Source organism: Aliarcobacter trophiarum LMG 25534 (genome assembly GCF_003355515.1).
GTDB classification, from domain to species: Bacteria; Campylobacterota; Campylobacteria; order Campylobacterales; family Arcobacteraceae; genus Aliarcobacter; species Aliarcobacter trophiarum.
On record NZ_CP031367.1, the window covers coordinates 768,650 to 793,154 of the forward strand.

Below are 24,505 nucleotides of genomic sequence, written 5' to 3' on the forward strand. Positions count from 1 at the left end.
TAAATTTTTTTTAAGGGTTTATTTTATGATAACTTGGATGCAAAGACATAAAAAGTGGTTGGTTATTACGATTTGGATTAGTACTATTGCCTTTGTAGGTGCTGGATTTGTAGGTTGGGGCTCGTATAATTACGGAACTAAAGGTGGAGTAGTAGCGACTGTTGGAGATAAAGAGATTAGTGTTGAAGAGTACAGCCGTGAGTATTCAAACCTTTATAGTCAATATTCACAAATTTTTGGAGCATCTTTTAATAAAGAGTTAGCAGAACAATTAAGATTAAAAGATATTGCATTTGCTCAACTTATGCAGAAAAATCTTCTTATGTCTTATGGTAGCTCTTTAGGATTAATTGTAACTGATGAAGAGATAGCAAAAGAGTTGATTAATTATGAAGAGTTTAAAGTAGATGGTAAATTTAATAAAAATAAGTATGTTGCTATTTTGCAACAAAATAGAATGTCTCCTCAAGATTTTGAAAATAGCCTAAGAAATTCAATAATGTTTCAAAAAGTACAAGCTCTTTTTACTATAGAACCAACAGCTAATGAGATAGAGAATATTAGTAAATTACTTTTTTTAGAAGATGATATTACTTATAAAATATTAACTTTAGATGATGTTGATGTAACTATTGATGAAAATGAGTTAAAAAAATATTTTGATGAAAATCAAAACTCATATAAAAGTGAAGTATCGTATGATTTAGAGATAAAAGAGTTTGCTCTTTTATCTGCTAATGCTACACAAGAAGATATACAAAATCACTTTGATAAATTTAAAAGTGATTATAAATTTGATGATGGAAAAATAAAATCTTTTGAAGAGGCAAAAGAGGAGATTATAAAAGATTTAGATGAGAATTTTACAAAAAAAGAGGCTCTTTCTTTATATTTAAAACTTAAAAAATCTGAAGATAATTTTGATAAAAAGGTAACTTACTCACAAAATAAAATACCATTTTTAGCTGAAAATGTTGAAAAAATAAAAGAGCTAAAAAAAGATGAAATTTTAAAACCATTTTTTGAAAATAATAGATTTTATATAGTAAAGCTAGTAAAAACAAATCCATCTGTGAATTTAACATTTGATGAGGCAAAAACAAAAGTTATTGAAGATTTCAAGCTTAGTTTAAAAGCTAAAAAGTTAGATGAATTAGCTCAAAACAGTTTAAAAGATTTTAAAGGAAATGATGCAGTTGGTGTAAATAGAGCAAGTGCTGCTAAAATAAAAGGATTAAATGAGCAAGAAGCGATAGAGTTTTTAGGGCAACTTTTTGCTAGTTCTACAAAGGATGGTATTGCAAAAGTTGGTTCAAAAGTTGTTTTATATAGAGTAAATAGTTCAAAAATGGCATCTTATGATAAAGCAAAAGATAGTTTTGTACTAGATGAAATAAAGCAAGTTCAAAATTCTGATTTATTGTCAAATTTACTTAAAAAACTTGAAAATAGTATTGCAATAAAAACATTAATGCAGACAAAGGAGTAGTTTTGAATAATACAAATGATATTTTTCTTACAATAAATATTGGTTCTAGCATTACAAGTGCTGTAATTTCTAAACCAAAATATGATTTAGATAATAGTATTGATATTTTGGGTTTTGGTTCACAAGAGAGTGTTGGAGTAAATAAAGGTCTTATAACAAATATAGAAGATGTTTCAAGAACAATAAAAGATGCAATACTTCAAGCAAAAGAGAGTGTAACAGAGAGTATTGGAACAACTGTTGTATCAATTTCTGGAAATTATACAAGAGGTACAAGATCAACTGGTTATGTAACAATTCCAAATGGTTTGGTTTCTGAAACAGATATTAATCAAGCAATGCAAATGGCACTATCAAACTCAACAATTTTACCAGATTATGATGTAGTGCATGTAATACCTTTATTTTTTAAAGTAGATGATCAAGAGGTCGAAAATCCTTTTAATATGAATGGTTCAAAACTTGAAGCATCTGTATATATTGTAACTGCAAAAAGAAATGCACTAATAAATATAAAATCAGCCCTTAAAATATTTGGAATAGATGATGTAAGATTTGTGCTTGATTCATATGCTGCTTCTTTAGCAGTTTTAGATGATCAACAAAAAAGAATAGGTGCAGTTGTTATTAATTTAGGTGCTACAACAACTGAGTTTGTATATCATAAAGGGAACTCTATAATTTATAATGGATTTATTCCAGTTGGTTCAAAAAATATTACAAATGATCTATCTTTGATGTTAAATACACCTTTAAGAACGGCTGAAAAGATAAAAATCGAGTATGGGTCTTTAATAAAAGATTATTTTGGAAATGGAGAAGTTGGACCATCTAATGTTGGAGTTTCTCAAATCAATGATGAAGAGTATTTTAAAGAGTTTCCTTTAGGGCATATTCAAACAATTATTCATGCAAGAGTAGAAGAACTTTTAGTTTTAGTAAAAAATGAGTTAAAAAAGAATGCTCTGCTTGATAATATTGGTTCTGGAATAGTTTTAACAGGTGGAATGAGTGAACTTGGTGGAATAAAAGAGCTTACAAAAAATATTTTTGAGAAAATTCCAGTAACTGTTTCTTCTCCAAAAAATCTCCAAAACTCTTTTAGAGTTAGTTTTGATGAACCAAATATGGCAACAACTGTTGGATTAATTATGTTTGCTTTGGGAATGAATAGAGGTTATCAATTAGATTCAAGTAAAAAATTAATAAGACCAATAAGAAAAGGTCAAAGCCCTGAGAAATTTACGATTCCTACATCTTCACACTCTTCTCAAGTTGGAGTTGATATGAGAATAAGAACAAATGATACAATCTTAGAGCCTTTACCAAAAGATAAAAAGAAAAAAGGGTTTGGTATTTTGAAAAGATTACAGGAGTGGTTTTAATGGAAAATAGTAATAGCAATAATCTATTTAGAGTAGATGATATAACAATAAAAGAGGATATGCCTACAAAAGCACTATCAAATAACCTTCCAAAAATTGCAGTAATCGGTGTTGGTGGAGGTGGTTGTAATATGATTAATCATATGATAGAAGAGGGAAGTCATAGGATTGATTTAATAGTTGCAAATACAGATTTAAAAGTGCTTCATATATCAAAAGCTCCAAAAAAGATTGAACTAGGACCTATGCTTACAAATGGCTTTGGTGCTGGAATGGATCCTGAAGTTGGAAGAAATGCAGCTTTAGAGAGTTATGAAGAGATAAAAGAGACTTTAAAAGGTGCTGATATTGTTTTTGTAGCAGCTGGATTAGGTGGTGGTACAGGAACAGGTGCTGCTCCGATAATCGCAAAAGCAGCTAGAGAAGTTGGAGCTTTGACTGTTTCTGTTGTTACTAAACCTTTTGGTTTTGAAGGTCGAATGAGAGCAGCTTTAGCTAATTTAGGTCTTGAAGAGCTTAAAAAAGTTAGCGATTCTTTGATTGTTATTGCAAATGATAAATTAAGAGAAGCTGTTGATGAGACAATTGGTATAAAGAATGCTTTTAAAGTTACAGATAATATTTTGTATCAAGCAGTAAATGGTATGAGTCAGGTTATTTTAAATGCTGGAAGTGGAAATGATATAAATGCCGATTTTGCTGATGTTAAAACTATTATGAAACATAAAGGTATCGCTCTTATGGGAATTGGAAAAGCAAAAGGAGATGAAGCAACAAGTAGAGCTTTGGATAATGCTATTAACTCTCCATTACTTGAAAAAGTACCTTTAGATGGAGCAAAAGGTATTTTAATACACTTTACAATAAGCCCAGAGATTTCACTTTTTGCTATTGAAGATGTAATGAATAATATAAATAATAGAGTTGATATAAATGCTCAGATTATTTTTGGAACTACAACTGATACTGATTTTGAAAGAGATGAAGTAAAAATTACTATTATTGCAACTGGATTTGAATCTAAAAATGAGATAAAAGAGGAGCAAAAAGATAGTGATGAAGATGAGATTGAGGCTATAAAAGTAGAAGCAGTTGAAAGTACTCTTGATACTCCACCTCTTATGAGAGGTTATACTGTAGAGTATCCGCTTCACTAAAAGTATTTAATAAAATATACAAGCATACAAGCTTCAATATTTGAGCTTGTATGCTTTTTTTATCTATATCTCATAATCCAAAGGTTTTTGTTTTGTATTGTCTTCCCACTCAAATAAGAAGCACATAGGAAGTTTATCTCTTTTATGAAGTATCTTTCCTGTTATAAATCCAGAAATTCCAATAGATATTATTGCTAAAAATGAGCTGAATAAAAGTGTAGAAATACCACTTAATCCTTGTCCAACTGTACATCCAATAGCCATAATTCCACCAATTCCCATCATAGAACCACCTATCATATTATATTTTAATTTGTTGAAGTTGATTTTTGAAGTACATCCAAAGCTATATTTTTTATTAAAAAGTGTTGATAAATATGCCCCTAAAACTGCTCCTAAAACAATGCAAACTCCAATAGATAATTCTGTTATTTCAAAAAATGTAAAAAACTCTAAAGTTTTTGCACTAGGAAATACAAAGCTTAAAGCTTGAACTTGTACACTTTTTTCAAAACTTTCTGCCCCAATATACCCTGATATAAACCAAGCAAAACCAATTAAAAGTCCAATAATAAAACCATCATATAGAGTGAAAACTCTTTTAACTTTTTTTGTGAAATATCCTAAAATCAAGATTAAAATAGCTAAAACAAAGTAGATATTTAGAGTAAAATTTGATAAATAGTTAGAAATATCTATCATAAATTGGTTGTTTATAAATCCATTTACTAAGCTAAATAAAATACCTTTTGTACTAGCGAATGCAAAAATTGCGATAAAAATAAGAGTTACAAGTGCATTTGCATCTCCTTGTGCAAACTTTACTATACTTCTACTGCTACAACCATCTGCTATCATCATTCCAGCACCAAATAAAGCTCCACCAAAAACTATTGCAAAATAGTTTATATTACTCTTAAAATAGCTACTTGAACTCAAATTTATATCATAAATATATGCAAAAAGTTGAGTAGAAATAATTGCTACAATCATTGCCATAATAACACTAGCAGCTCTTCTTGTAGATTTGATTTGTATATAATCTTTTATACTCCCACTAAAACAAAACTGCTTTTGTTGGGCAAAAAAACCAAATATAAAAGCAATAGCAAAAAATGCTATAAAAACAATTTCATAAACTTCTAAGTCAAACACTAAATATCTCCCTCATCATCTTCCATATCTTCTAAATCAAGCAAAATATTTTCTGCCTCTTTTTCGCTTAGTTTATCTTCTTTTATGAGTCTTAAAGCTTCATCATAAAACTTTTTTACCTCTAAAAAGTAGTTTAGCTCATCTTTTATCTCTTTATCGTTTTTTTTTGAAACTAATTTTTCTAAAGCTTCTATTTCAGCTTTTAACTCTGGTAAAACCTCTTTTTCTAAAAGTTTTTTTAGCTCTTCAATTTTATTCACAAAAATCCTTTTTATAATTTAAAAGTATAATTATATAAAAATTTACTTATATTACTGATTTTTGTTTTTAAATTTATAAATTTTTGCCACTAAAAGGCTTTTTTATTTTAGTTTAGATAGACTTTAATCTTAAAAAATTGAAAAATTTGGAAAATATTTTGAAAATAGAGACAAAAATTGCAAAGTTTAATGAACCTTTATATCTTGAAAGTGGAAGGCTACTTGAAGAGTTTGAGATTATTTATGAAACTTATGGAACATTAAATGAAGATAAATCAAATGTAATTATTATTTGCCATGCTTTATCAGGAAGTCATCATGCAGCTGGTCGTTATGAAAATGAGGCAAAAGCTGGTTGGTGGGATAAGTTCATTGGAGATGGAAAAACTATTGATACCAAAAAATATTTTGTAATTTGTTCAAATAATATTGGAAGCTCTTATGGTTCTACAAGTCCTCTTAGTATAAATCCAAGTACAAAAAAAGAGTATAGATTAAAATTCCCTGTTTTAACAATTTCAGATATTGTAAATGCTCAGATGAAGCTTTATGAAAAACTAGGTATAAAAAATGCTATCGCAGTTATTGGTGGAAGTATGGGTGGAATGCAAACTTTAAGCTATGCAATAGAGCATCCAACATTTGCAAAACACTATATTGCACTAGCTTGTACTGCATATACAAGACCTTGGGTAATTGCTTTAAATAAAATTGCAATTGAGGCTATTAGACATGATAAAGCTTTTAAAAACGGTGAATATTTAAAAGATGATTTAAAAGCTAGTGGTTTAGTTGGACTTGCTGTTGGTAGAATGGCTGGTTTGATTGCCTATTTAAGCCCAAATTTGTTTAATAAAAAATTTGGAAGAGATTATGTAAGTACAGATGGTCTTTATGAACTTTTTGGAAGATTTGAGATAGAAAAGTATCTTGAGTATAACTCATATAGTTTTCCAAAATTTTTTGACCCACTATCGTATTTATATATTTGTAAAACCATAAATATTTTCGATGCAGGAAGAAATAAAGATAAACTAGAAGATAGTTTTTTAAAAATTGAGGGAAAACTTCACTTAATATCTTTTAAGGATGATATGCTTTTTTTTAAAGAAGAGATGGAAGAGATAAGAGATATTATGGAAAAAATTGGTAAAAAAGAGCAAACAACATATTTAGAGGTTGATAGCTCAAGTGGGCACGACTCATTTTTGGTTGAAGTTGAGAAGTTTGAAGGGCATATAAAAAATATTTTATTGAGTTAGGTTAAAAAATTAAAGAGGTATATATATGGAAGATAATATAAAAAATAGTGATAATACAGGGTTTGAAGAGAAAATAGTAAAAGCAAAAGAGCTTTTAGAAAAACTTTCTAATCCCCAAATTACACTAAATGAGTCGATGAACTTGTATCAAGATGGTTTAAAAGAGCTTGAATCAGCTCAAAAATTGTTAGAAGAAGCAAAGCTAGTTTTTGTTACAAAAAATAATAACTTTTAATAAAACTATTCTAACTATAGCTTTATCCAATGGAATTTAAGTATTTTTTAGATAAACTTGCCAAATTTTAAATCAGCGAAAGGAAAGTTATGCCAAAAAGAGAAGATATAAAAAACATTTTGTTAATTGGTTCAGGACCAATTGTAATAGGACAGGCGTGTGAGTTTGATTATTCTGGTACTCAAGCAACGAAAACTTTAAAAGAGCTAGGGTATAGAGTTGTTCTGGTAAATTCAAATCCAGCAACAATTATGACAGATCCAGAGTTTGCTGATAAAACTTATATAGAACCAATCACAGAAGAGGTTGTTTTAAATATAATTAAAAAAGAGAATATAGATGCAATACTTCCAACGATGGGAGGGCAAACTGCTTTAAATATTGCAACTTCGCTATATTCAAAAGGACTTTTAGAAGGAATTACTTTTTTAGGTGTTCATCCTGAAGCTATAAAAAAAGGTGAAGATAGACATCTTTTTACTGAAAGTATGAAAAAAATAGGACTTGACTTACCAAGAAGTGAAAATGCATATACTCTTGAAGAGGCAATGAAATTAGCAAAAGATATCGGTTTCCCTGTTATTTCAAGAGCTTCATTTACTCTTGCAGGTGCGGGAAGTGGAGTTGCATACAATATGGAAGAGTTTAAAGCACTAGCACAAGCTGGTCTTGATGCTTCACCAATTAATGAAATTGAGATTTTAGAGTCAGTTTTAGGTTGGAAAGAGTATGAAATGGAGATTATACGAGATACAAATGATAATTGTATTGTAGTATGTTCTATTGAAAATCTTGACCCAATGGGAGTTCATACAGGAGATAGTATTACAATTGCTCCTGCACTTACTCTTACAGATAAAGAGTATGCAAAAATGAGAGAAGCATCATTTGCTATTTTAAGAGAAGTTGGAGTAAATAGTGGTGGTTCAAATGTACAGTTCTCTATGTGTCCAAATACAGGAAGAATGCTAGTTATTGAGATGAACCCTAGAGTTTCAAGAAGTTCAGCACTTGCTTCAAAAGCAACAGGTTACCCTATAGCAAAAGTTTCAACTCTACTTGCAGTTGGATTTACACTAGATGAGATACAAAATGATATGACAGGTACATTAGCAAGTTTTGAACCAGCAGTTGATTATATTGTTGCAAAAGTTCCTAGATTTACATTTGAAAAATTCCCAAAAGCAAACTCAACTTTGACAACTTCTATGAAGAGTGTTGGTGAGGTTATGTCTATTGGAAGAAATTTCAATGAAGCTATTCAAAAAGCTATGTGTTCATTAGAGACTGGTCTTTGTGGATTTGATGCTATATCAACAGATTTAGAACTTATTAAAAAAGAGATTAGAAGACCAAATGATAAAAGACTTCAATACCTAATGGATGGTATGAGACTAGGCTTAACAAATGAAGATATTTTTGATTTATCAAAAATTGATCCATGGTTTTTAGCTAAGTTTAGAGAGTTGTATGATATGGAACTCTCTATAACACCAGCAATTTTAAAAGATGAAAAACTTTTAAGAAAACTTAAATCAAATGGTTTTAGTGATAAATTTATTGCAAACATTATTGGAAAAAGTGAAGAAGATGTATATCTTGCAAGAAAAGATTTAGATATAGATTTTGAATACAATGAAGTTGATACTTGTGCAGGAGAGTTTAAAGCTCTAAATCAATACTTATATTCAACTACAAATATTTCAAAACTTCCAAAAGTAGAAACTCCTAAATCAACTGATAAAAAAGTTATGATTATTGGAGGGGGACCAAATAGAATTGGTCAAGGAATTGAGTTTGATTACTGTTGTGTACATGCAAGTTTTGCTTTAAATGAGATGGGTGTTAAAACAATTATGTATAACTGTAATCCTGAAACTGTAAGTACAGATTATGATACTTCAGATGTTTTATATTTTGAACCAATTGATTTTGAGCATGTAAGAAGTGTAGTTGAAAAAGAGCAACCTGATGGAGTAATAGTACATTTTGGTGGACAAACTCCTTTAAAACTTGCACAAGCACTTACAAAAGCTGGAGCAAAAATAATTGGTACAACGGCAGATGTAATTGATTTAGCTGAAGATAGAAAAAAATTCTCTGCATTTGTTGAGAAAATAGGGCTACTTCAACCAGAAAATGGAACAGCTGTAAAACTTGATGAAGCTATAAAAATAGCTGAAAAAATAGGTTATCCTGTATTAGTTCGTCCATCATTTGTTTTAGGTGGAAGAGGTATGAGAATCGTTTACTCGACTTTGGAGTTAAAAAAATATATGGATGAGGCAGTTAGTGTTTCAAATGATGCACCTGTTTTAATAGATAAATTCTTAGATAGAGCAATAGAACTTGATGTTGATTGTATTTGTGATGGGAAAGAGGCTTATATTGGTGGAATCATGCAACATATTGAAGAAGCAGGTATTCACTCAGGTGATAGTGCTTGTTCATTACCTCCAATATCAATAAGTGAAGATTTAATCAAACAATTAGAGACAAAAACAAAAGAGATGGCTTTAGGACTTGGAGTTGTAGGGCTTATGAATACACAATATGCTATTTACAAAGGTGAAATCTATTTAATAGAGGTAAATCCAAGAGCTAGTAGAACTGTACCATTTGTAAGTAAAGCAACAGGAATTCCATTAGCAAAAGTAGCAACTAGAGTTATGTGGGGTGAAAGTTTAAAAGATGCACTAAAAGTTTATGATAGAGATATTGTATATGAAGATAATGGTGTATTAAAGCCAAAATTAAAAAATCATGTAGCTGTAAAAGAGTCGGTTTTCCCTTTTAATAAATTAACAGGAGCTGATCTACTTTTAAGCCCAGAGATGAAAAGTACTGGTGAAGTTATGGGAATCGCTGATAATTTTGCTATGGCATTTGCAAAGAGCCAAAATGCAGCTAAAAACTCTCTTCCAAAAAGTGGAAAAGTATTTATATCTCTTTGTGATTTAGACAAAGAGTTTGCTCCACAAATTGCAAAAAGTTTAGTAGATAGTGGATTTACTATTTGTGCAACAGGTGGAACAGAAAAAGCTATAACAAATGCTGGAGTAGTTTGTGAAAAGGTTTTAAAAGTAAGTGAAGGAAGACCAAATATTACAGACCTATTAACAAATGGTGATATATCAATGGCAATAAATACAAGTGGTGAGCAAGAGAGTTCAAAAGATGATGGTAAAGAGATTAGAAGAGCTGTTTTAAGAATGAATGTTCCATACTTTACAACAGTGGCAGCTGCAATTGCTGCAGCAGATGGAATAAAAGAGTTAAAAACAAGAGATGTTTCAACTCCAAAATCAATACAAGAGTTTTTAAACTACTAAAAATGAATCCAAACTCAATATATTTGGTACAGACAGATACAACTGTTGGTTTCTCATCTTTTGATGATGAGAAACTATCAAATATAAAACAAAGAGATAATAAACAAAAGATATTAAAAACAATCGATAGTTTTACAACTTTAAATAGTTTTGTAAGAGTTCCAAAAAAGTTTAGAAGAATTGTACGAAATAGTAAAAAAACAACTTTTATATATCCAAACTTAAACTCTTTTAGAGTTATAAGCAAAGATGAACTTTTTCATGATTTCATAAAAAAGTTCAAAGTATTATCTTCTACTTCTGCAAATTATACAAAAAAGAGTTTTGATTATGATTTTGCTTTTGAAAAATGTGATGTTGAAGTAGTAAATAATATTGGTTTTTCTGAAAAGATAGCTTCAAAAATATATAAAATAGGAAAGAAATCTATAAAAAAAATAAGATAAAAGTAATCCTATATTCTTAAGCAAAGTAAAACTAAATTTTAAGTAAAATATTTTCTTTTTTTATGACCCTGTCGTCTAGCGGCCAAGGACCCTAGGATTTCCTCCTAGTGACGCATGTTCGAATCATGCTGGGGTCGCCATTTCAAAACTCTTATTTTCTATTTAAAATTTCACAAACCTCTTTTGCATGATATGATATGATTATATTTGCTCCTGCTCTTTTAAAAGCTATCATAGTCTCCATCATAACTCTTTCATAATCAATAAGTCCAGCAAGTCCAGCATGTTTTAACATAGCATATTCTCCACTTACATTATAAACACAAAGTGGAAGTTTCGTCTCATTTCTTATATCTCTTACAACATCTAAAAAGGCTAAAGCTGGTTTTACCATTAGAATATCTGCACCTTCTTTTTCATCTTCTAAAGATTCACTTATTGCTTCAAGTCTATTTGCTACATTCATCTGATAAGTTCTTCTATCTCCAAAGCTAGGAGTTGATTCAGCTACATCTCTAAAAGGTCCATAATATCCACTAGCAAATTTTGTTGAATATGCCATAATTGGTAAATCTTTAAATCCATTTTCATCTAAAGTATCTCTTAAAACTGTAATAATTCCATCCATCATTCCTGAAGGTGCTATCATATCTGCTCCTGCTTTTGCATGAACTAATGCTTGTTGTGCAGATATCTCAAGAGTTTTATCATTGTGAACACTTTTTGTTTTAGGATCAAGAATTCCACAATGTCCATGATCTGTATATTCACAAAAACATAAATCAGTAACTATAAAGATATTAGGAAATTTCTCTTTTATAGCTTTTATTGTTCTTGAAATAATACTTTCATCACATAAACATTCACTTCCAACACTATCTTTTAAATCTGGAATTGCAAAAAGTATAATAGAATTTAGTCCTATTTCTTGCAAATATTCACACTCTTTTAAAATCTCATCAATACTCATTTGGAATACACCTGGCATAGATGAAATTTCTATTTTTATACCTTTTCCCTCTTTTACAAAAAGTGGATATATAAAATCATTTTTACTAATTGTTGTCTCTTCTACTAAGTTTCTTAAAGTCTCATTTAATCTTAATCTTCTAAATCGTTTAAACATAATAACTACCTTTTTTGGATATAATCTTACGATTTTAACAGTTTAAGGTTTAAAAAACAAATGCAAATAATACAATCAAATATAGCAAACCTTCCCACAAAATATGGAAATTTTAAAATAAAAGCATATAAACAAAATAGTCAAGAGCATTTGGCTCTTATGAGCGAGAATTTTAATCCAAATGAGACTATAAATTTAAGAATTCACTCAGAGTGTCTAACAGGTGATGTTTTTGGAAGTATAAAATGTGACTGCCAAAAACAGCTAGAACTTGCTATTTCATATATTTCAAAAAATGGTGGAATGATAATTTATCATAGACAAGAGGGGCGAAATATTGGACTTTTAAACAAAGTAAATGCCTATAGTTTACAAGATAGTGGAAAAGATACTATTGAAGCAAATTTAGCTTTAGGTTTTAAAGAAGATGAGAGAGAATATAGTATTGTTGAGTATATTTTGAAAGATTTAGGAGTAAAAAAGATAAATATACTTACAAATAACCCTTCAAAAATAGAGTTTTTAGAAAAAATAGAAAAATTGGAGATAGTTGGAAGAATTCCTACAATTGTAGAGCCAAACTGTTACAATAAAGATTACCTAAGAACAAAAAAAGAGCAAATGGGGCATATGCTTTGAGTCTAAAAAATATGCTTGAAAAAGAGAATATATACTATAGTGATAGTTTTTATCAAGATATTACTATTTTTATAGAGTTACTTAAAAAATGGGGAAAAGTTCACAATCTTAGTGGAAGATTGGATGATATTTCTATATATGAAAATATTTTAGACTCTATTTTTCCTCTTAGCTTTATAGAAGATTTTAAAAGTTTTACAGATATTGGAACAGGGGCTGGATATCCAGGGCTTATTTTGGCTATTGCAAGGAGAGATGTAAAAGCATATTTAGTAGAACCTAGAGCAAAAAGAGTTGCATTTTTAAATTTTGTAAAAGCAAGTTTAAATTTACAAAACCTTACAATTTTACAAAAAAGAGCAGAGGATATTGAAGAGTTAAAAGTAGATTTAATAACAAGTAGAGCAGTGACAAATACAAAATTACTTTTAGAGCTTACAAAAAGTATGCAAACTTCTACTACTTCATACCTTTTTTATAAGGGAAGTATGTTAGAAAATGAACTAGAAGATGCAAAAATAAATAACTATAAGGTAGTTTCAAAAAAAGATAGAAACTATTTATATATAAAAGGATAGATAAATGTTGTTAAAAGTGATAGCTGTAGTATTTATAGGATTTATTGTATATATACTATTTTTTAAAAATAAAAGAGTTGATGGTGTTAAAAAGAATGATAAACTAATTAGTGATGAGATGGTAGAGTGTCCTACTTGTAGTACTTATGTAGCACAAAGTGAAGCTATTTTAAGTAGTGGAAGATTTTATTGCTCAAAAGAGTGTTTGAATAACAAAAAGGCTAAATAGTGATAATAATTGGAGATAGTTTAGTTCCTTTTGAAGAGTTTTATAAAGTTTCAAATATAAATGAGATAAAAGATACAAAACCAAATTCACTACTTTTTTTTGCTTACAATGAGGAACTTTTAAAGTATTGCTATAAAGAAAAATTAAATTTTTTTGTATATATAAGCTCTATAAAAGAGGGATTATATGCTAGTAGTTTAAACTCAAAGTATATAGTTTGTTCTAACTCTTTGGCTAAACAGATGCAAAAAATAGCAGATAATTATATGTTTGATACGAAAGTTTTAAAAGTGATATATAAAAGTGATGATCTAGAAGAAGTAGCTCTTGAAGAGATAGATGGAGCAATATATAGTGAAGCTTTAAAGGGGAAAAATTGAAAGAGATTTTAGATTTTATAGTTTTAGCTCTATTTGTTTTTATGGTAGCTATGTTTATTATAAACTTCAACCGCCAACAGATTAAGAAACATACAGATAAGTTAGAAGAGATAGAGAAAATTAAAAACCAAAAAAAGGAAAAAGAAGATGCTTAAACCACTTTTAATAGAGATAGGTACAGAGGAGTTACCAGCAATTCCATTTTTAAAAGAGCTACCAAATGTAGAGAAAAAATGGAGTGATATATTAGAAAAAAATCAGCTACTTTGTAATTTTGATATTTTTTATACTCCAAGAAGATTGGTTTTATGGCATAGAGAGTTTAAAATCAAACAAGATGATAGTGAAGTTGAAAATATAGGTGCTCCAAAAAGTATCGCTTTTAAAGATGGAACTTTTACTCCAGCGGCTTTTAGTTTTGCGAAAAAATGTGGTGTTGAAGTTGAAGAGTTAGAGTTTAAAGATTTTGGGAAAGGTGAAGTTTTATATCATAAAAGCGAAGTTAGTGGAGTTTTTATAAAAGATATTTTAAATGGTATGATAAATGAGTTTGTGTCATCTTTAAACTTTGGAAAAAGTATGAGATGGGGAAGTAGAAATGATAGTTTTATAAGACCTATTAGATTTTTCTCAATGATGCTAGATAGTGAAATAATTGATGGAGAACTTTTTGGGATTAAATCTTCTAATATCTCTTTTGGACATAGAATGGATAGTTATGAACCTTTCTCTTTCTCAAATGTAGGAGACTATTTTTGTAAACTTGATAAATATGGAGTGATTTTATATCAAGATGAAAGAAGAGAAAAAATCTTAAAACAACTAAGAGATATTGAGACAAAGCATAATATAAAAGTAGAAATAGATGAGGAGTTATTAGCTGAAGTTGTGGCTATTACAGAGTATCCAACTGCACTTTTAGGAAAGTTTGATGAAGAGTTCTTGGAGCTTCCTAGTGAAGTAATTGTTACTTCTATGAAAGAGAATCAAAGATATTTTGCAGTATATAAAAATGAAAAACTAATTAATAACTTTGTAGTAGTTTCAAATGCTCTTACAAATGATTTTGGATATATAATTGCTGGAAATGAAAAGGTTTTAAGACCACGATTAGCAGATGCTATGTTTTTTTATAGAAATGATATAAAAAATGGTTTAAAAAATGATGGATTAAAGAAATTAGTATTTGTTGAGGGTTTAGGAACTGTTTATGAGAAGTGCGAAAGAGAGGCAAAAATAGCTTCATATTTGGCAAACAAATTAAGTGTAGAAGAGAAAGAGAGTGCATTATTAGAAAAAGCTGTGATGCTAAGCAAAGCAGATTTGATGAGTGAGATGGTTTATGAGTTTACAGAGCTACAAGGTCTTATGGGATACTACTACTCAAAAATTGAAAAATATGATGAGAAGATAAGTTTAGCTCTAAAAGAGCAATATCTTCCTGTTGGTGAAAATTCAGAACTTCCAACTACTATTTTTTCAAGTATTGTTGCTATGTCAAATAAGATTGATAATCTTATGGCTTTATTTAGTATTGGAAAAATCCCAACAGGTTCAAAAGACCCATTTGCTCTAAGACGAGCAGCATTAGGAGTTGTAAAAATTGCAATAGAGCATAAACTTCCTATTGATTTTAAAGCAATTTTTGAAGATTTAAAGCTAGAGTATAAAAACCTAGATACAAAACTATTAAATGAGTTTTTTATAGATAGACTTTACAAAATCTTTGATAGAGTAAATCCTACTGTTTTAAAAGCAGTAATAAGTAGTGGAGAGACAAATATCTATAATATATACAAAAAAGTTGAAGCTTTAAACCCAATAGTAATAAGTGATAACTACAAAGAGTATAGTACAACTTTTAATAGAGTTGCAAATATCGTAAAAGATGTTGATTTTTCTAGCTCTTTAGATATTTTTGAAAATCTATTTGAGATGGATGAAGAGAGAGAACTTTTTGCTAAATTCAAAGAGATAAAAGCTATAAATTTTACAAGTTTTGAAGAGGAGTTAGATAGACTTTTCTCTTTAAAACCAGAACTTGATAATTTTTTTGATAAAGTTTTTGTAAATCACGAAAATGAGAAGATAAAACAAAATAGAAAAAACCTAATAGCAAATATCTATCTAGCATTTAAAAATATAGCAGATATTAAAGAGATAACTATATAAATATAATAAAAGTGTATTTGATAAAAGAAGAGTTTTAAACAAATACACTTTATAGCTTAAAATAAATAAAATCCAAAAAATAAAATTTTATGACCTAATTTGTCGTAGTTCAATATTAAACTTTTTTATGAAGCTTTCTTTTATTTTGATATAATCAAAATATTAAGGAGTTAATATGCGACTTATTATCTTACTTTTTCTTTGTAGTTTACACACTTTCTCTTTTGAACTTCAAAAACCTATGGTTTATGATGAAAAAAGAGATAAAATAGATGGTTGGTTTATGAGCGAAAAGCTAGATGGCATAAGAGCTTATTGGGATGGTAAAAAGCTATATACAAAAAATAAAAATGAGATTTTTGCCCCTAGTTTTTTTACAAAAGATTTTCCACCTTTTGAGCTAGATGGTGAACTTTGGACAAAAAGGGCTGATTTTGAAAATATCCAAAGTATAGTTTTAAATAACAACTCAAACCTAGCTTGGGAAAATATAACTTATAATATCTTTGAAGTTCCAAATGCAACTGGAAATTTTAAAGCCAGATTAGATTTTTTGAAAAATTGGTTAGATAAGAATCCAAACAACTATATAAAAATCATTCCTCAAATAGTTTGTAAAGATGAGAATCATCTACAATCATTTTTAAAAGAGCTATTAGAGAAAAAAGCAGAAGGTGTTATAGTAAAAAATCCAAACTTAGAGTATGAAGTAGGGCGAAGTAAAAATAGTTTAAAAGTTAAAAGATTTTTGGATGATGAGGGAATTATTCAAGCTTATAATTTAAATAGTAATGGTAGTTTAAAAAGTCTAGTAATAAAGCTTAAAAGTGGAGAAGTTTTTAATTTAGGAAATGGTTTTTCAAAAAAATATAGAGAGAATCCACCAAAGATTGGCGAAACTATCACTTTTAAATATTACGGTTTTACAAAAAATGGGAAACCAAAATTTGCCTCTTTTTTAAGAGTAAGAGAAGATAAATAGTATATGTAGAGATTAACTCTCTACATAATTTTTAAGATTTTTTCCAACTTTTGGGTGTTTTAGTTTTTTAATAGCACTTGATTCAATCTGTCTTACTCTCTCTCTTGTAACAGAAAGCTCTTTTCCAATCTCTTCTAGAGTTCTATCACTAGCATCTTCCATAAGTCCAAATCTCATTCTGATTACTGCTTGTTCTCTCTCATTTAATTGCCCTAAAATTTGGTCAATTTGCCCTTGTAAATCCTCTTTCATAATGTTGTCAATTGGAGTTGGAGCTTTCTCATCTGGTACAAAATCTCCAAATTTACCATCATCATCGCTTCCTATTGGAGCTTCAAGTGAAACTGGCTCTTTTGTGATTTTAATTACTTGTTTTACTTTATCAACAGGTAATCCAACCTCTTTTGCAATCTCTTCAACATCTGGCTCTTTACCATTTTCTTGAATACCTTTTCTAATGATTTTATTTATTCTATTAATAGTTTCAATCATATGAATAGGAATTCGTATAGTTCTTGCTTGATCAGCAATTGCTCTAGAAATAGCTTGTCTGATCCACCAAGTTGCATATGTAGAGAATTTATAACCTTTTTTATACTCAAACTTATCAACAGCTTTCATAAGTCCGATATTTCCCTCTTGAATTAAATCAAGAAATGCTAAACCTCTATTTGTGTATCTTTTTGCAATAGATACAACAAGTCTAAGATTTGATTTTGCCATTCTATCTTTTGAAGTATCAGTTATTCTTTTTCCTCTTTTTATCTGTTCCAAAACTGCTTTTAACTCTTCAGGAGTTAAGTCAAAACCATCTTTAGAAGCTTCTGCTGTTTGGAAAAGTTTTTTTATCTCCATATAAGTTCCTACCATTGTCGCTTCTGGAACCATTGAAGTTATTTGAGCTTTTGATAGATTTATGATATTTTCCAAAATTTTTTGGTGATTTTTTTGTAAAGTTTCATTAAAAAGTGGAAGTTTATACTCTAATCTTTTTAGTTCACTATCAAAACCAACATCAGATTTTAAAGATGTTTCCATAGCTTTTACTATTTCAGTTATAAGTTTTGAAGTAGGTCCTAAATCAAGTAGTGCATCTTTTAGTAATCTCTTTTTAAATGCAGTAGCTAAGTCAAAAGTCATAATATCAACTTCATCATCAGATTTAGCTACCTCTTTTGTTTGAAATTTTAACCACTCTTTTTTTGTTTTTTCTAGGTTTTTGAAAGCTTCAATTATAACTTGAGCTCTTTTGTCTAGTTTTTTTTGTTTTGCACCTGAAAGCTTCTTTTCATCATCTTCAGCATCAAAAGGTTCTTCATCTTCATACTCTTCAATCTCTTCTTCTTCCTCTTCTTCTTCATTGTCATCATCGAAGTTTTTGAATAGCTCTTTTACTTTTCTCTCTCTATTTACAAGTGGTTCTTTATACTCTAAAATAAAGTCTATAAGATAAGGAACATAACAAATGGCATCAAGAATAATATCTTCACCCATTTCAATTCTTTTAGAAATTTCAATCTCTTCATCTTTTGTTAAAAGTGGAATTTGTCCCATTTCTCTAAGATACATTCTTACAGGTGAATCTGATCTTGACCATTCAAGTAGCTCTTTATTTTTTAATAAATCAAACTCATCATCTTCTGCTTCAATTAGTTTTTCTCTTTGTTCTTTTCTTTTTTTTGCTTCTTCGTCATTTAGAAGTTTTGCTTGTTCTTGAGAGCTTATAACTTTTACATTATAAAGTTGAACAAGGGCAAGGATTTTTTTAATAGTTGCACCTGTTGGAGCTTTTGGAAAAATTTTTATAATTTTTTCATAAGTTAAGATAGAGTCCTTGTACTCTTTTATTAACTGCTCAATAGTTTTATTTATGTCTTTTGTACTCATTGATTTAGGAAATCCTCCTTTTTAAATAATCGGACATTATATCCAAATTATCTAAAGATATGATTATAATTAACCACATAGAGTATTGTTTAAACAAAGTTTACTAAAAGTTAGGATAAAATTTTTGCTTGATATTTACTGTTTAATAAAAATAAGGAATGAGATATGAGTAAAATTACAGGTAAAGTTTGGAACTTTGGTGCAAATATTGATACAGATGTTATTATAGCTGCAAGATATTTAAATAGTTCAGACCCAGAGCACTTGGCAAAATATGTTATGGAAGATGCAGACCCAGAATTTCCAAAAAAATTAAAAAAAGGCGATATTATAGTTGCTGGAGAAAATTTTGGATGTGGTTCAAGTAGAGAACATGCTCTAATAGCTCTAAAAGCAGCGGGAGTTGCAGCTGTTGTAGCTCCTTCTTTTGCTAGAATTTTTTATAGAAATGCTTTTAATATGGGACTTCCTATTTTTGAACTACCTGAAAGTCTTGAGATAAAAGAGGGTCAAGAGATTAGTATTGATTTAGATAATGGAGAAATTACAAATAATAGTACAAATAAAACTTATAAATTTATAGCAATTCCTCCATTTATGCAAGAGTTAATTGCAAGTGGTGGGCTTATTAATTATGCAAAAGAAGAGATGAAAAGGTAGATAAATGAAAAATTATAATATTTCAATAATAAAAGGTGATGGGATAGGACCAGAGATTGTAACTGAAGCTATTAAAGTATTAAATGCAGTTGCTAAAAAATGTGATTTTACTTTAAGTTATAAAGAGTATTTAATGGGTGGAATTGCTATTGATACAGTAGGAGTTCCTCTTCCAGACGAGACAGTAAAAGGTGTTTTAGAAAGTGATGCTTGTCTATTTGGTGCTATTGGTGGAGAAAAATGGGATACACTTCCTAGAGATTTAAGACCTGAAACAGGGCTTTTGAGCTTTAGAGAGAAAATGGGTGTTTTTGCAAATTTAAGACCAGCTATTGTTTATGATGAGCTTGTAAATGCGTCTAGTTTAAAACCTGAAGTTATAAAAGGTTGCGATATTATGGTTGTTCGTGAACTTATTGGTGGTATTTACTTTGGAAAACCTAGAGAAAATGATGGGTTTAAAGCATATAATACTATGGTTTATACAAAACCTGAAATTGAAAGAATTGCAAAAACAGCATTTGAATTGGCTTTAAAAAGGGATAAAAGAGTTTGTAGTGTAGATAAAGCAAATGTTCTTGAGGTTTCACAACTTTGGAGAGATACTGTAAACGAAGTTGCAAAATCATATCCTAGTGTTGAAGTTAGCCATATGTATGTAGATAATGCAGCTATGCAACTTGTGCGAAATCCAAAACAGTTTGATGTTATTGTAACTGGAAATATATTTGGAGATATTTTATCTGATACAGCTTCAATGGTAGTTGGTTCTATTGGATTGTTACCATCAGCTTCAACAGGTGAGAAAACAGCAATTTATGAGCCAATTCATGGTTCAGCACCTGATATTGCAGGATTAGGGATTGCAAATCCAATAGCAACAATTTTGAGTGCAGCTATGATGTTAAAATATACATTGAATGAGGAAAAAGCTTCAGATATTATTGAAAAAGCTATTAAAGATGCACTAAAAGATGGATATAGAACAAAAGATTTAGCATCTTTTGATGCAAAAGAGGTTTTAAATTGTACTGCTATGGGAGATAAAATAGTTGAGTATATCAACAAATAAGGATCTAAAATGGGTGAAAAAAAGTATAGATTAGTTACACGAAGTGATATGGATGGATTAGTTTGTGGAACTTTACTAAAATATCTTGATATTATAGATGAGATTACTTTTGTTCATCCAAAGGATATGCAAGATGGTTTAATAGAGATTACAAATAATGATATAACAACAAACTTACCTTATGTTGAAGGTGTTTTTATGGCATTTGACCATCACTATAGTGAAACTTTGAGAAATGAAAAAAGAGATAATCATATAATAGATCCAAAAGCACCTAGTGCTGCTCAAGTTGTTTATGACTATTACAATGGAGATGAAGTTTTCCCAGGATATTTTACCTCTATGATGATAGGAGCAAATAAGGCTGATAGTGCAGATTTTACATATGAGGATATCGTAAATCCAAGAGCTTGGGCATTGCTTAGTTTTTTAATGGATAGTAGAACTGGATTGGGAAGATTTAGAGATTTTAGGATTTCAAACTATCAGTTAATGATGGATTTAATTCATTACTGTGCAAGACATAATATTGACCAAATATTGGAACTTCCAGATGTAAAAGAGAGAGTTGACTTATATTTTCAATATGAAGAGCAGTTTAAAGAGCAACTTAAAAAATGTACAAAGGTTATTGGAAATCTTTTAATTATTGATTATAGAGAAGAAGAGATTATATACCCTGGAAATAGATTTATGGTATATACACTTTTCCCAGAACAAAATATCTCTATCCATGTTTTTTATGCAAAAGATAAAGAAAAGGTAGTTTATAGCACTGGAAAATCTATTATTAATAAAACTTCAAAAACAAATATTGGTGAATTAATGCTTAAATATGATGGTGGTGGTCATGAAAAAGCTGGTGCTTGTCAAATTAATAAAAGTGAAGCAGATGAAGTTTTAGGAAAATTGGTAGAAAAGATAAATCAAGATGGCTAAAAACTTTTTTTTAGCTCATCTATAAATCTATCAAAAGAGGGTAAATGTAAAGTTGACTCTCTTTGTCTCTTTCCCCACATAGACTCTGGGAAAAAGCTATCATTTTTAAATCTTGCCATTATATGAAAATGTACATGTGGAACATAGTTTCCAAAAGATGCAATATTTATTTTGTCTGGATTATAGTATTCAATCATCTTTTTTTCTACAATATCAAGATATTTCCAAATCTCTTGCTTTGTTTCATTATCACAATGTGAAAACTCTTTTATATTTTTATTAGTAAAAATTTTTAACCATGGAATTTCACTATTTTCTATCTCTATATTTATTAAACTATTTTTGTATATTTGCATAAATTAATCCTATTAAGTATATTTTGTGAAATTATACCATATTAAACAAGCCTTAAGTAATATTTAAATACAATGCAGTTCCATTTTTTCAACCATGAAAGAAGTTTTTGTAAAATTAAATAATTTAGTTTGTATTTTACAGAGAGTTGGAAGAGTTTTATTTTAGATTTTTCCTGTTGAAAATTGGAAAAAAACACAAACAAAGAAGGACGAGACTTATGAAAGTAAGAGCTTCAGTTAAAAAAATGTGTGATAAGTGTAAAGTTATCAAACGAAGAGGTATCGTAAGAGTAATCTGCGAAAACAAAAAACATAAACAAAGACAAGGATAAGACACATGGCAAGAATCGCGGGTGTTGATTTACCAAATAAAAAGAGAATGGAGTATGCTTTAACATACATCTTTGGAATTGGATTACATAATTCAAGATTAATTTTAAATGCAACTGGAATTGATTTAAATAAAAGAGCATTTGAATTAACAGAAGACGAAGCAGCTCTAATTAGAAAAGAGATTCAAGAAAACTATCTTGTTGAAGGGGATCTTAGAAAAAAAGTTGCTATGGATATTAAATCTTTAATGGATTTAGGTTCATATAGAGGATTAAGACACAGAAAAGGTTTACCTTGTAGAGGGCAAAAGACTAAAACTAATGCACGAACAAGAAAAGGTAAAAAGAAAACTATTGGTGCAGCGAGTAAATAAGGATAGATAATGGCAAAAAGAAAAGTTACTAGAAAAAAAATTGTAAGAAAAAATATTGCTGACGGTATCGTTCATATAGCTGCAAGTTTTAACAATACAATGGTTACAGTTACAGATAACATGGGAAATGCAATAGCATGGTCAAGTGCTGGAAACTTAGGGTTTAAAGGTTCTAAAAAATCAACTCCATTTGCGGCTCAAGCTGCGGTTGAAGATGCTATGGCAAAAGCAATGGAACATGGTATTAAAAATGTAGGAATTAAAATTCAAGGTCCTGGTTCTGGAAGAGATACTGCTGTTAAATCAGTTGGTGCTATTAACGGGATTAGAGTTACTTGGTTAAAAGATGTTACACCATTAGCACACAATGGTTGTAGACCTCCTAAAAGAAGAAGAGTGTAAGGAGTAAAATATGGCAAGATATAGAGGACCAGTAGAAAAAATCGAAAGAAGACTTGAAGCAGACCTTGGTTTAAAAGGTGAGAGAAGACTTTCAGGTAAAAGTGCTTTAGAAAAAAGACCATTTGCTCCAGGACAACATGGACAAAGAAGAACTAAGATTTCTGAGTATGGATTACAGTTAAGAGAGAAACAAAAAGTTAAATTTATGTATGGTATTTCTGAGAGACAATTCTCTAACTACTTTAAAGAAGCAGTAAGAAGAGAAGGAAATACAGGATCTATTCTTATTACTTTAATTGAACAAAGATTAGATAATGTTGTTTACAGAATGGGATTTGCAACAACTAGAGCATTTGCTAGACAAATAACAACTCATGGACACATCTTAGTAGATGGTAAAAAAGTTGATATTCCTTCTTATTTAGTAAAAGCTGGACAAAAAATCGAAATTAGAGAAAAATCTAAAAATAATCCACAAATTAAAAGAGCTATTGAGCTTACAAATCAAACTGGAATGGTTGATTGGGTAAATGTGGATAAAGATAAAGTATTTGGAATTTTCACAAGAGTACCAGCTAGAGAAGAAGTTGTTATTCCTGTAGAAGAGAGATTAATTGTTGAGTTATACTCTAAATAAAAATAAAAGGTAGCCAATGAAAAAGTTTGCAGAAACTCCGTTTTTACCAACTGAAGTTGAAATTGAAGCTATTAGTGCTAATGAAGCAAAAATTACAGCTTATCCATTTGAAGATGGATTTGCTATAACTTTGGCTCATCCGTTAAGAAGATTACTTTTAAGTTCATCTGTTGGCTATGCACCAATCGCTGTTAAAATTGAAAGTGTTACTCATGAATTTGATTCATTAAGAGGAATGCTTGAAGATGTTGCTATGTTTGTTATTAATCTTAAAAATATGAGATTTAAAATAAATGGTGATAAAAATCAAGTTTCTGTTGAGTACTCTTTTAGTGGACCAAGAGATATTAAAGGTAGTGATTTAATAAATTCTGAAGTTGATGTAGTATCAACTGATGAACACTTAGCAACTATCAATAGTGACTGTAACTTGAACTTTACAGTTATTATTCAAAAAGGTATTGGATATATGCCTTCTGAAGACATTAGAGATATTGTAGGACCTGATTTTATACCAATAGATGCTTTTTTTACACCAGTTAAAAAAGTGGTTTATAATATTGAAAAGATGTTAGTTGAAGACAATCCAAACTATGAAAAAGCTGTATTTAATGTAGTTACAAATGGACAAATTAGTCCAATCACTGCATTTAAAGAAGCAGTTAGTGTTATGTATTCGCAAATGTCAGTATTTAATAAAGTTTTTGATTTATCAGAGGTATCAATTAATGATTCGAGTGATGATAGTGTTGAATTAAAAGATTTAATTGTAAAAATTGAAGATTTAAACTTAACTGCTAGAAGTTATAATGCTTTGGATAGAAACGGAATTAAATATTTAGGTGAGTTAGTACTTATGAGTGAAGTTGAAGTTAAAAATATAAAAAATCTTGGAACAAAATCTTATAATGAAATAGCTGAAAAGTTAGAATCATTAGGTTATCCAGTTGAAAATACACTTCCAGAAAATATTGCTTCTTCTTTAAGAAGAAAATTAGAGCAATTAAAAGCATAAATTA

The 24,505-nt window shown here is 29.3% G+C and carries 27 protein-coding genes and 1 tRNA gene; 23 read left to right on the plus strand and 5 right to left on the minus strand.

From position 1 onward, the window contains the following. Positions 1–25 precede the first annotated feature (25 nt). The 3 genes from ATR_RS04025 to ftsZ are packed head-to-tail and all read left to right on the plus strand — an operon-like array spanning position 26 to position 4,031. Positions 26–1,489 (plus strand): peptidylprolyl isomerase, encoded by a 1,464-nt coding sequence (locus ATR_RS04025; protein ID WP_115428197.1) that lies wholly within the window; start codon positions 26–28, stop codon positions 1,487–1,489. Between the two features lie 2 nt (positions 1,490–1,491). Then, positions 1,492–2,874, plus strand: coding sequence for a cell division protein FtsA (ftsA, locus tag ATR_RS04030; protein ID WP_115428198.1), 1,383 nt, complete (start codon positions 1,492–1,494; stop codon positions 2,872–2,874). 59 nt (positions 2,875–2,933) lie between these two features. Further along, on the plus strand, positions 2,934–4,031 hold the full coding sequence (gene ftsZ, locus ATR_RS04035) for a cell division protein FtsZ (RefSeq protein ID WP_371317065.1): 1,098 nt from the start codon (positions 2,934–2,936) through the stop codon (positions 4,029–4,031). Positions 4,032–4,094: 63 nt separating this feature from the next. On the opposite strand, the gene ATR_RS04040 is transcribed toward ftsZ, so the two are convergent. Next, positions 4,095–5,186: a YeeE/YedE family protein gene (locus tag ATR_RS04040; protein ID WP_115428200.1), complete on the minus strand. Its 1,092-nt coding sequence runs from the start codon at positions 5,184–5,186 to the stop codon at positions 4,095–4,097. Beyond that, positions 5,186–5,446, minus strand: coding sequence for a hypothetical protein (locus tag ATR_RS04045; RefSeq protein WP_115428201.1), 261 nt, complete (start codon positions 5,444–5,446; stop codon positions 5,186–5,188). Before ATR_RS04045 ends, ATR_RS04040 begins: the two co-directional genes overlap by 1 nt. A gap of 158 nt (positions 5,447–5,604) precedes the next feature. Here ATR_RS04045 and metX point away from each other — a divergent pair, with 158 nt between their 5' ends. The 5 genes from metX (at position 5,605) to ATR_RS09810 (ending at position 10,861) form a co-directional block, all read left to right on the plus strand. After that, the gene (metX, locus tag ATR_RS04050) at positions 5,605–6,708 is read left to right on the plus strand and encodes a homoserine O-acetyltransferase MetX (RefSeq protein WP_115428202.1); all 1,104 of its coding nucleotides are present in this window, start codon (positions 5,605–5,607) and stop codon (positions 6,706–6,708) included. 25 nt (positions 6,709–6,733) lie between these two features. Next, positions 6,734–6,943: an exodeoxyribonuclease VII small subunit gene (gene xseB / locus ATR_RS04055; protein WP_115428203.1), complete on the plus strand. Its 210-nt coding sequence runs from the start codon at positions 6,734–6,736 to the stop codon at positions 6,941–6,943. Between the two features lie 89 nt (positions 6,944–7,032). Further along, the gene (gene carB, locus ATR_RS04060) at positions 7,033–10,275 is read left to right on the plus strand and encodes a carbamoyl-phosphate synthase large subunit (protein WP_115428204.1); all 3,243 of its coding nucleotides are present in this window, start codon (positions 7,033–7,035) and stop codon (positions 10,273–10,275) included. A 2-nt stretch (positions 10,276–10,277) separates the two neighbouring features. Next, a complete protein-coding gene (locus ATR_RS04065; protein WP_115428205.1) occupies positions 10,278–10,721 on the plus strand; it encodes a Sua5 YciO YrdC YwlC family protein in 444 nt (147 codons plus the stop codon). A gap of 64 nt (positions 10,722–10,785) precedes the next feature. Then, a tRNA-Glu gene (locus ATR_RS09810) sits at positions 10,786–10,861 on the plus strand. An 11-nt stretch (positions 10,862–10,872) separates the two neighbouring features. On the opposite strand, the gene hemB is transcribed toward ATR_RS09810, so the two are convergent. After that, on the minus strand, positions 10,873–11,847 hold the full coding sequence (gene hemB / locus ATR_RS04070) for a porphobilinogen synthase (RefSeq protein ID WP_115428206.1): 975 nt from the start codon (positions 11,845–11,847) through the stop codon (positions 10,873–10,875). A gap of 60 nt (positions 11,848–11,907) precedes the next feature. Between hemB and ribA the strand changes: the two genes are divergently transcribed. From ribA to ATR_RS04100, 7 genes are all read left to right on the plus strand, one after another. After that, positions 11,908–12,486 (plus strand): GTP cyclohydrolase II, encoded by a 579-nt coding sequence (ribA, locus tag ATR_RS04075; protein WP_115428207.1) that lies wholly within the window; start codon positions 11,908–11,910, stop codon positions 12,484–12,486. Further along, positions 12,483–13,064, plus strand: a complete 582-nt coding sequence (rsmG, locus tag ATR_RS04080) for a 16S rRNA (guanine(527)-N(7))-methyltransferase RsmG (protein ID WP_228254251.1) — start codon at positions 12,483–12,485, stop codon at positions 13,062–13,064. Before ribA ends, rsmG begins: the two co-directional genes overlap by 4 nt. Before the next feature lie 4 nt (positions 13,065–13,068). Then, positions 13,069–13,293 (plus strand): PP0621 family protein, encoded by a 225-nt coding sequence (locus tag ATR_RS04085; RefSeq protein ID WP_115428208.1) that lies wholly within the window; start codon positions 13,069–13,071, stop codon positions 13,291–13,293. Further along, positions 13,293–13,673 (plus strand): hypothetical protein, encoded by a 381-nt coding sequence (locus ATR_RS04090; protein ID WP_115428209.1) that lies wholly within the window; start codon positions 13,293–13,295, stop codon positions 13,671–13,673. The genes ATR_RS04085 and ATR_RS04090 overlap by 1 nt, the downstream gene beginning before the upstream one ends. Continuing rightward, positions 13,670–13,828, plus strand: coding sequence for a hypothetical protein (locus tag ATR_RS09855; RefSeq protein WP_164966719.1), 159 nt, complete (start codon positions 13,670–13,672; stop codon positions 13,826–13,828). The genes ATR_RS04090 and ATR_RS09855 overlap by 4 nt, the downstream gene beginning before the upstream one ends. Then, on the plus strand, positions 13,821–15,845 hold the full coding sequence (gene glyS / locus ATR_RS04095; protein ID WP_115428210.1) for a glycine--tRNA ligase subunit beta: 2,025 nt from the start codon (positions 13,821–13,823) through the stop codon (positions 15,843–15,845). The genes ATR_RS09855 and glyS overlap by 8 nt, the downstream gene beginning before the upstream one ends. A gap of 175 nt (positions 15,846–16,020) precedes the next feature. Continuing rightward, positions 16,021–16,827: a DNA ligase gene (locus ATR_RS04100; RefSeq protein ID WP_115428211.1), complete on the plus strand. Its 807-nt coding sequence runs from the start codon at positions 16,021–16,023 to the stop codon at positions 16,825–16,827. A gap of 12 nt (positions 16,828–16,839) precedes the next feature. On the opposite strand, the gene rpoD is transcribed toward ATR_RS04100, so the two are convergent. Further along, on the minus strand, positions 16,840–18,714 hold the full coding sequence (rpoD, locus tag ATR_RS04105) for an RNA polymerase sigma factor RpoD (RefSeq protein ID WP_115428212.1): 1,875 nt from the start codon (positions 18,712–18,714) through the stop codon (positions 16,840–16,842). Between the two features lie 165 nt (positions 18,715–18,879). Between rpoD and ATR_RS04110 the strand changes: the two genes are divergently transcribed. The 3 genes from ATR_RS04110 to ATR_RS04120 are packed head-to-tail and all read left to right on the plus strand — an operon-like array spanning position 18,880 to position 21,385. Then, a complete protein-coding gene (locus ATR_RS04110) occupies positions 18,880–19,374 on the plus strand; it encodes a 3-isopropylmalate dehydratase small subunit (RefSeq protein ID WP_115428213.1) in 495 nt (164 codons plus the stop codon). A 4-nt stretch (positions 19,375–19,378) separates the two neighbouring features. Further along, positions 19,379–20,446 carry a 3-isopropylmalate dehydrogenase gene (leuB, locus tag ATR_RS04115; RefSeq protein WP_115428214.1) on the plus strand — a complete coding sequence of 356 codons (1,068 nt, stop codon included), beginning with the start codon at positions 19,379–19,381 and terminating at the stop codon, positions 20,444–20,446. 9 nt (positions 20,447–20,455) lie between these two features. Next, positions 20,456–21,385: a DHH family phosphoesterase gene (locus tag ATR_RS04120; protein WP_115428215.1), complete on the plus strand. Its 930-nt coding sequence runs from the start codon at positions 20,456–20,458 to the stop codon at positions 21,383–21,385. On the opposite strand, the gene ATR_RS04125 is transcribed toward ATR_RS04120, so the two are convergent. Continuing rightward, positions 21,382–21,741: an HIT family protein gene (locus ATR_RS04125; protein WP_115428216.1), complete on the minus strand. Its 360-nt coding sequence runs from the start codon at positions 21,739–21,741 to the stop codon at positions 21,382–21,384. The two genes, ATR_RS04120 and ATR_RS04125, sit on opposite strands and share 4 nt — an antisense overlap. Before the next feature lie 218 nt (positions 21,742–21,959). On the opposite strand from ATR_RS04125, the gene rpmJ reads away from it, so the two are divergent. The 5 genes from rpmJ to ATR_RS04150 are packed head-to-tail and all read left to right on the plus strand — an operon-like array spanning position 21,960 to position 24,501. Further along, complete coding sequence (rpmJ, locus tag ATR_RS04130; protein ID WP_004509205.1) at positions 21,960–22,073, plus strand: 50S ribosomal protein L36; 114 nt, start codon at positions 21,960–21,962, stop codon at positions 22,071–22,073. 5 nt (positions 22,074–22,078) lie between these two features. After that, positions 22,079–22,447, plus strand: a complete 369-nt coding sequence (gene rpsM / locus ATR_RS04135; protein ID WP_115428217.1) for a 30S ribosomal protein S13 — start codon at positions 22,079–22,081, stop codon at positions 22,445–22,447. A 9-nt stretch (positions 22,448–22,456) separates the two neighbouring features. Further along, positions 22,457–22,849: a 30S ribosomal protein S11 gene (gene rpsK / locus ATR_RS04140; RefSeq protein ID WP_105915943.1), complete on the plus strand. Its 393-nt coding sequence runs from the start codon at positions 22,457–22,459 to the stop codon at positions 22,847–22,849. Positions 22,850–22,859: 10 nt separating this feature from the next. Beyond that, positions 22,860–23,486 (plus strand): 30S ribosomal protein S4, encoded by a 627-nt coding sequence (gene rpsD / locus ATR_RS04145; protein WP_115428218.1) that lies wholly within the window; start codon positions 22,860–22,862, stop codon positions 23,484–23,486. Positions 23,487–23,502: 16 nt separating this feature from the next. Further along, positions 23,503–24,501 (plus strand): DNA-directed RNA polymerase subunit alpha, encoded by a 999-nt coding sequence (locus ATR_RS04150; RefSeq protein ID WP_115428219.1) that lies wholly within the window; start codon positions 23,503–23,505, stop codon positions 24,499–24,501. Positions 24,502–24,505 lie beyond the last annotated feature (4 nt).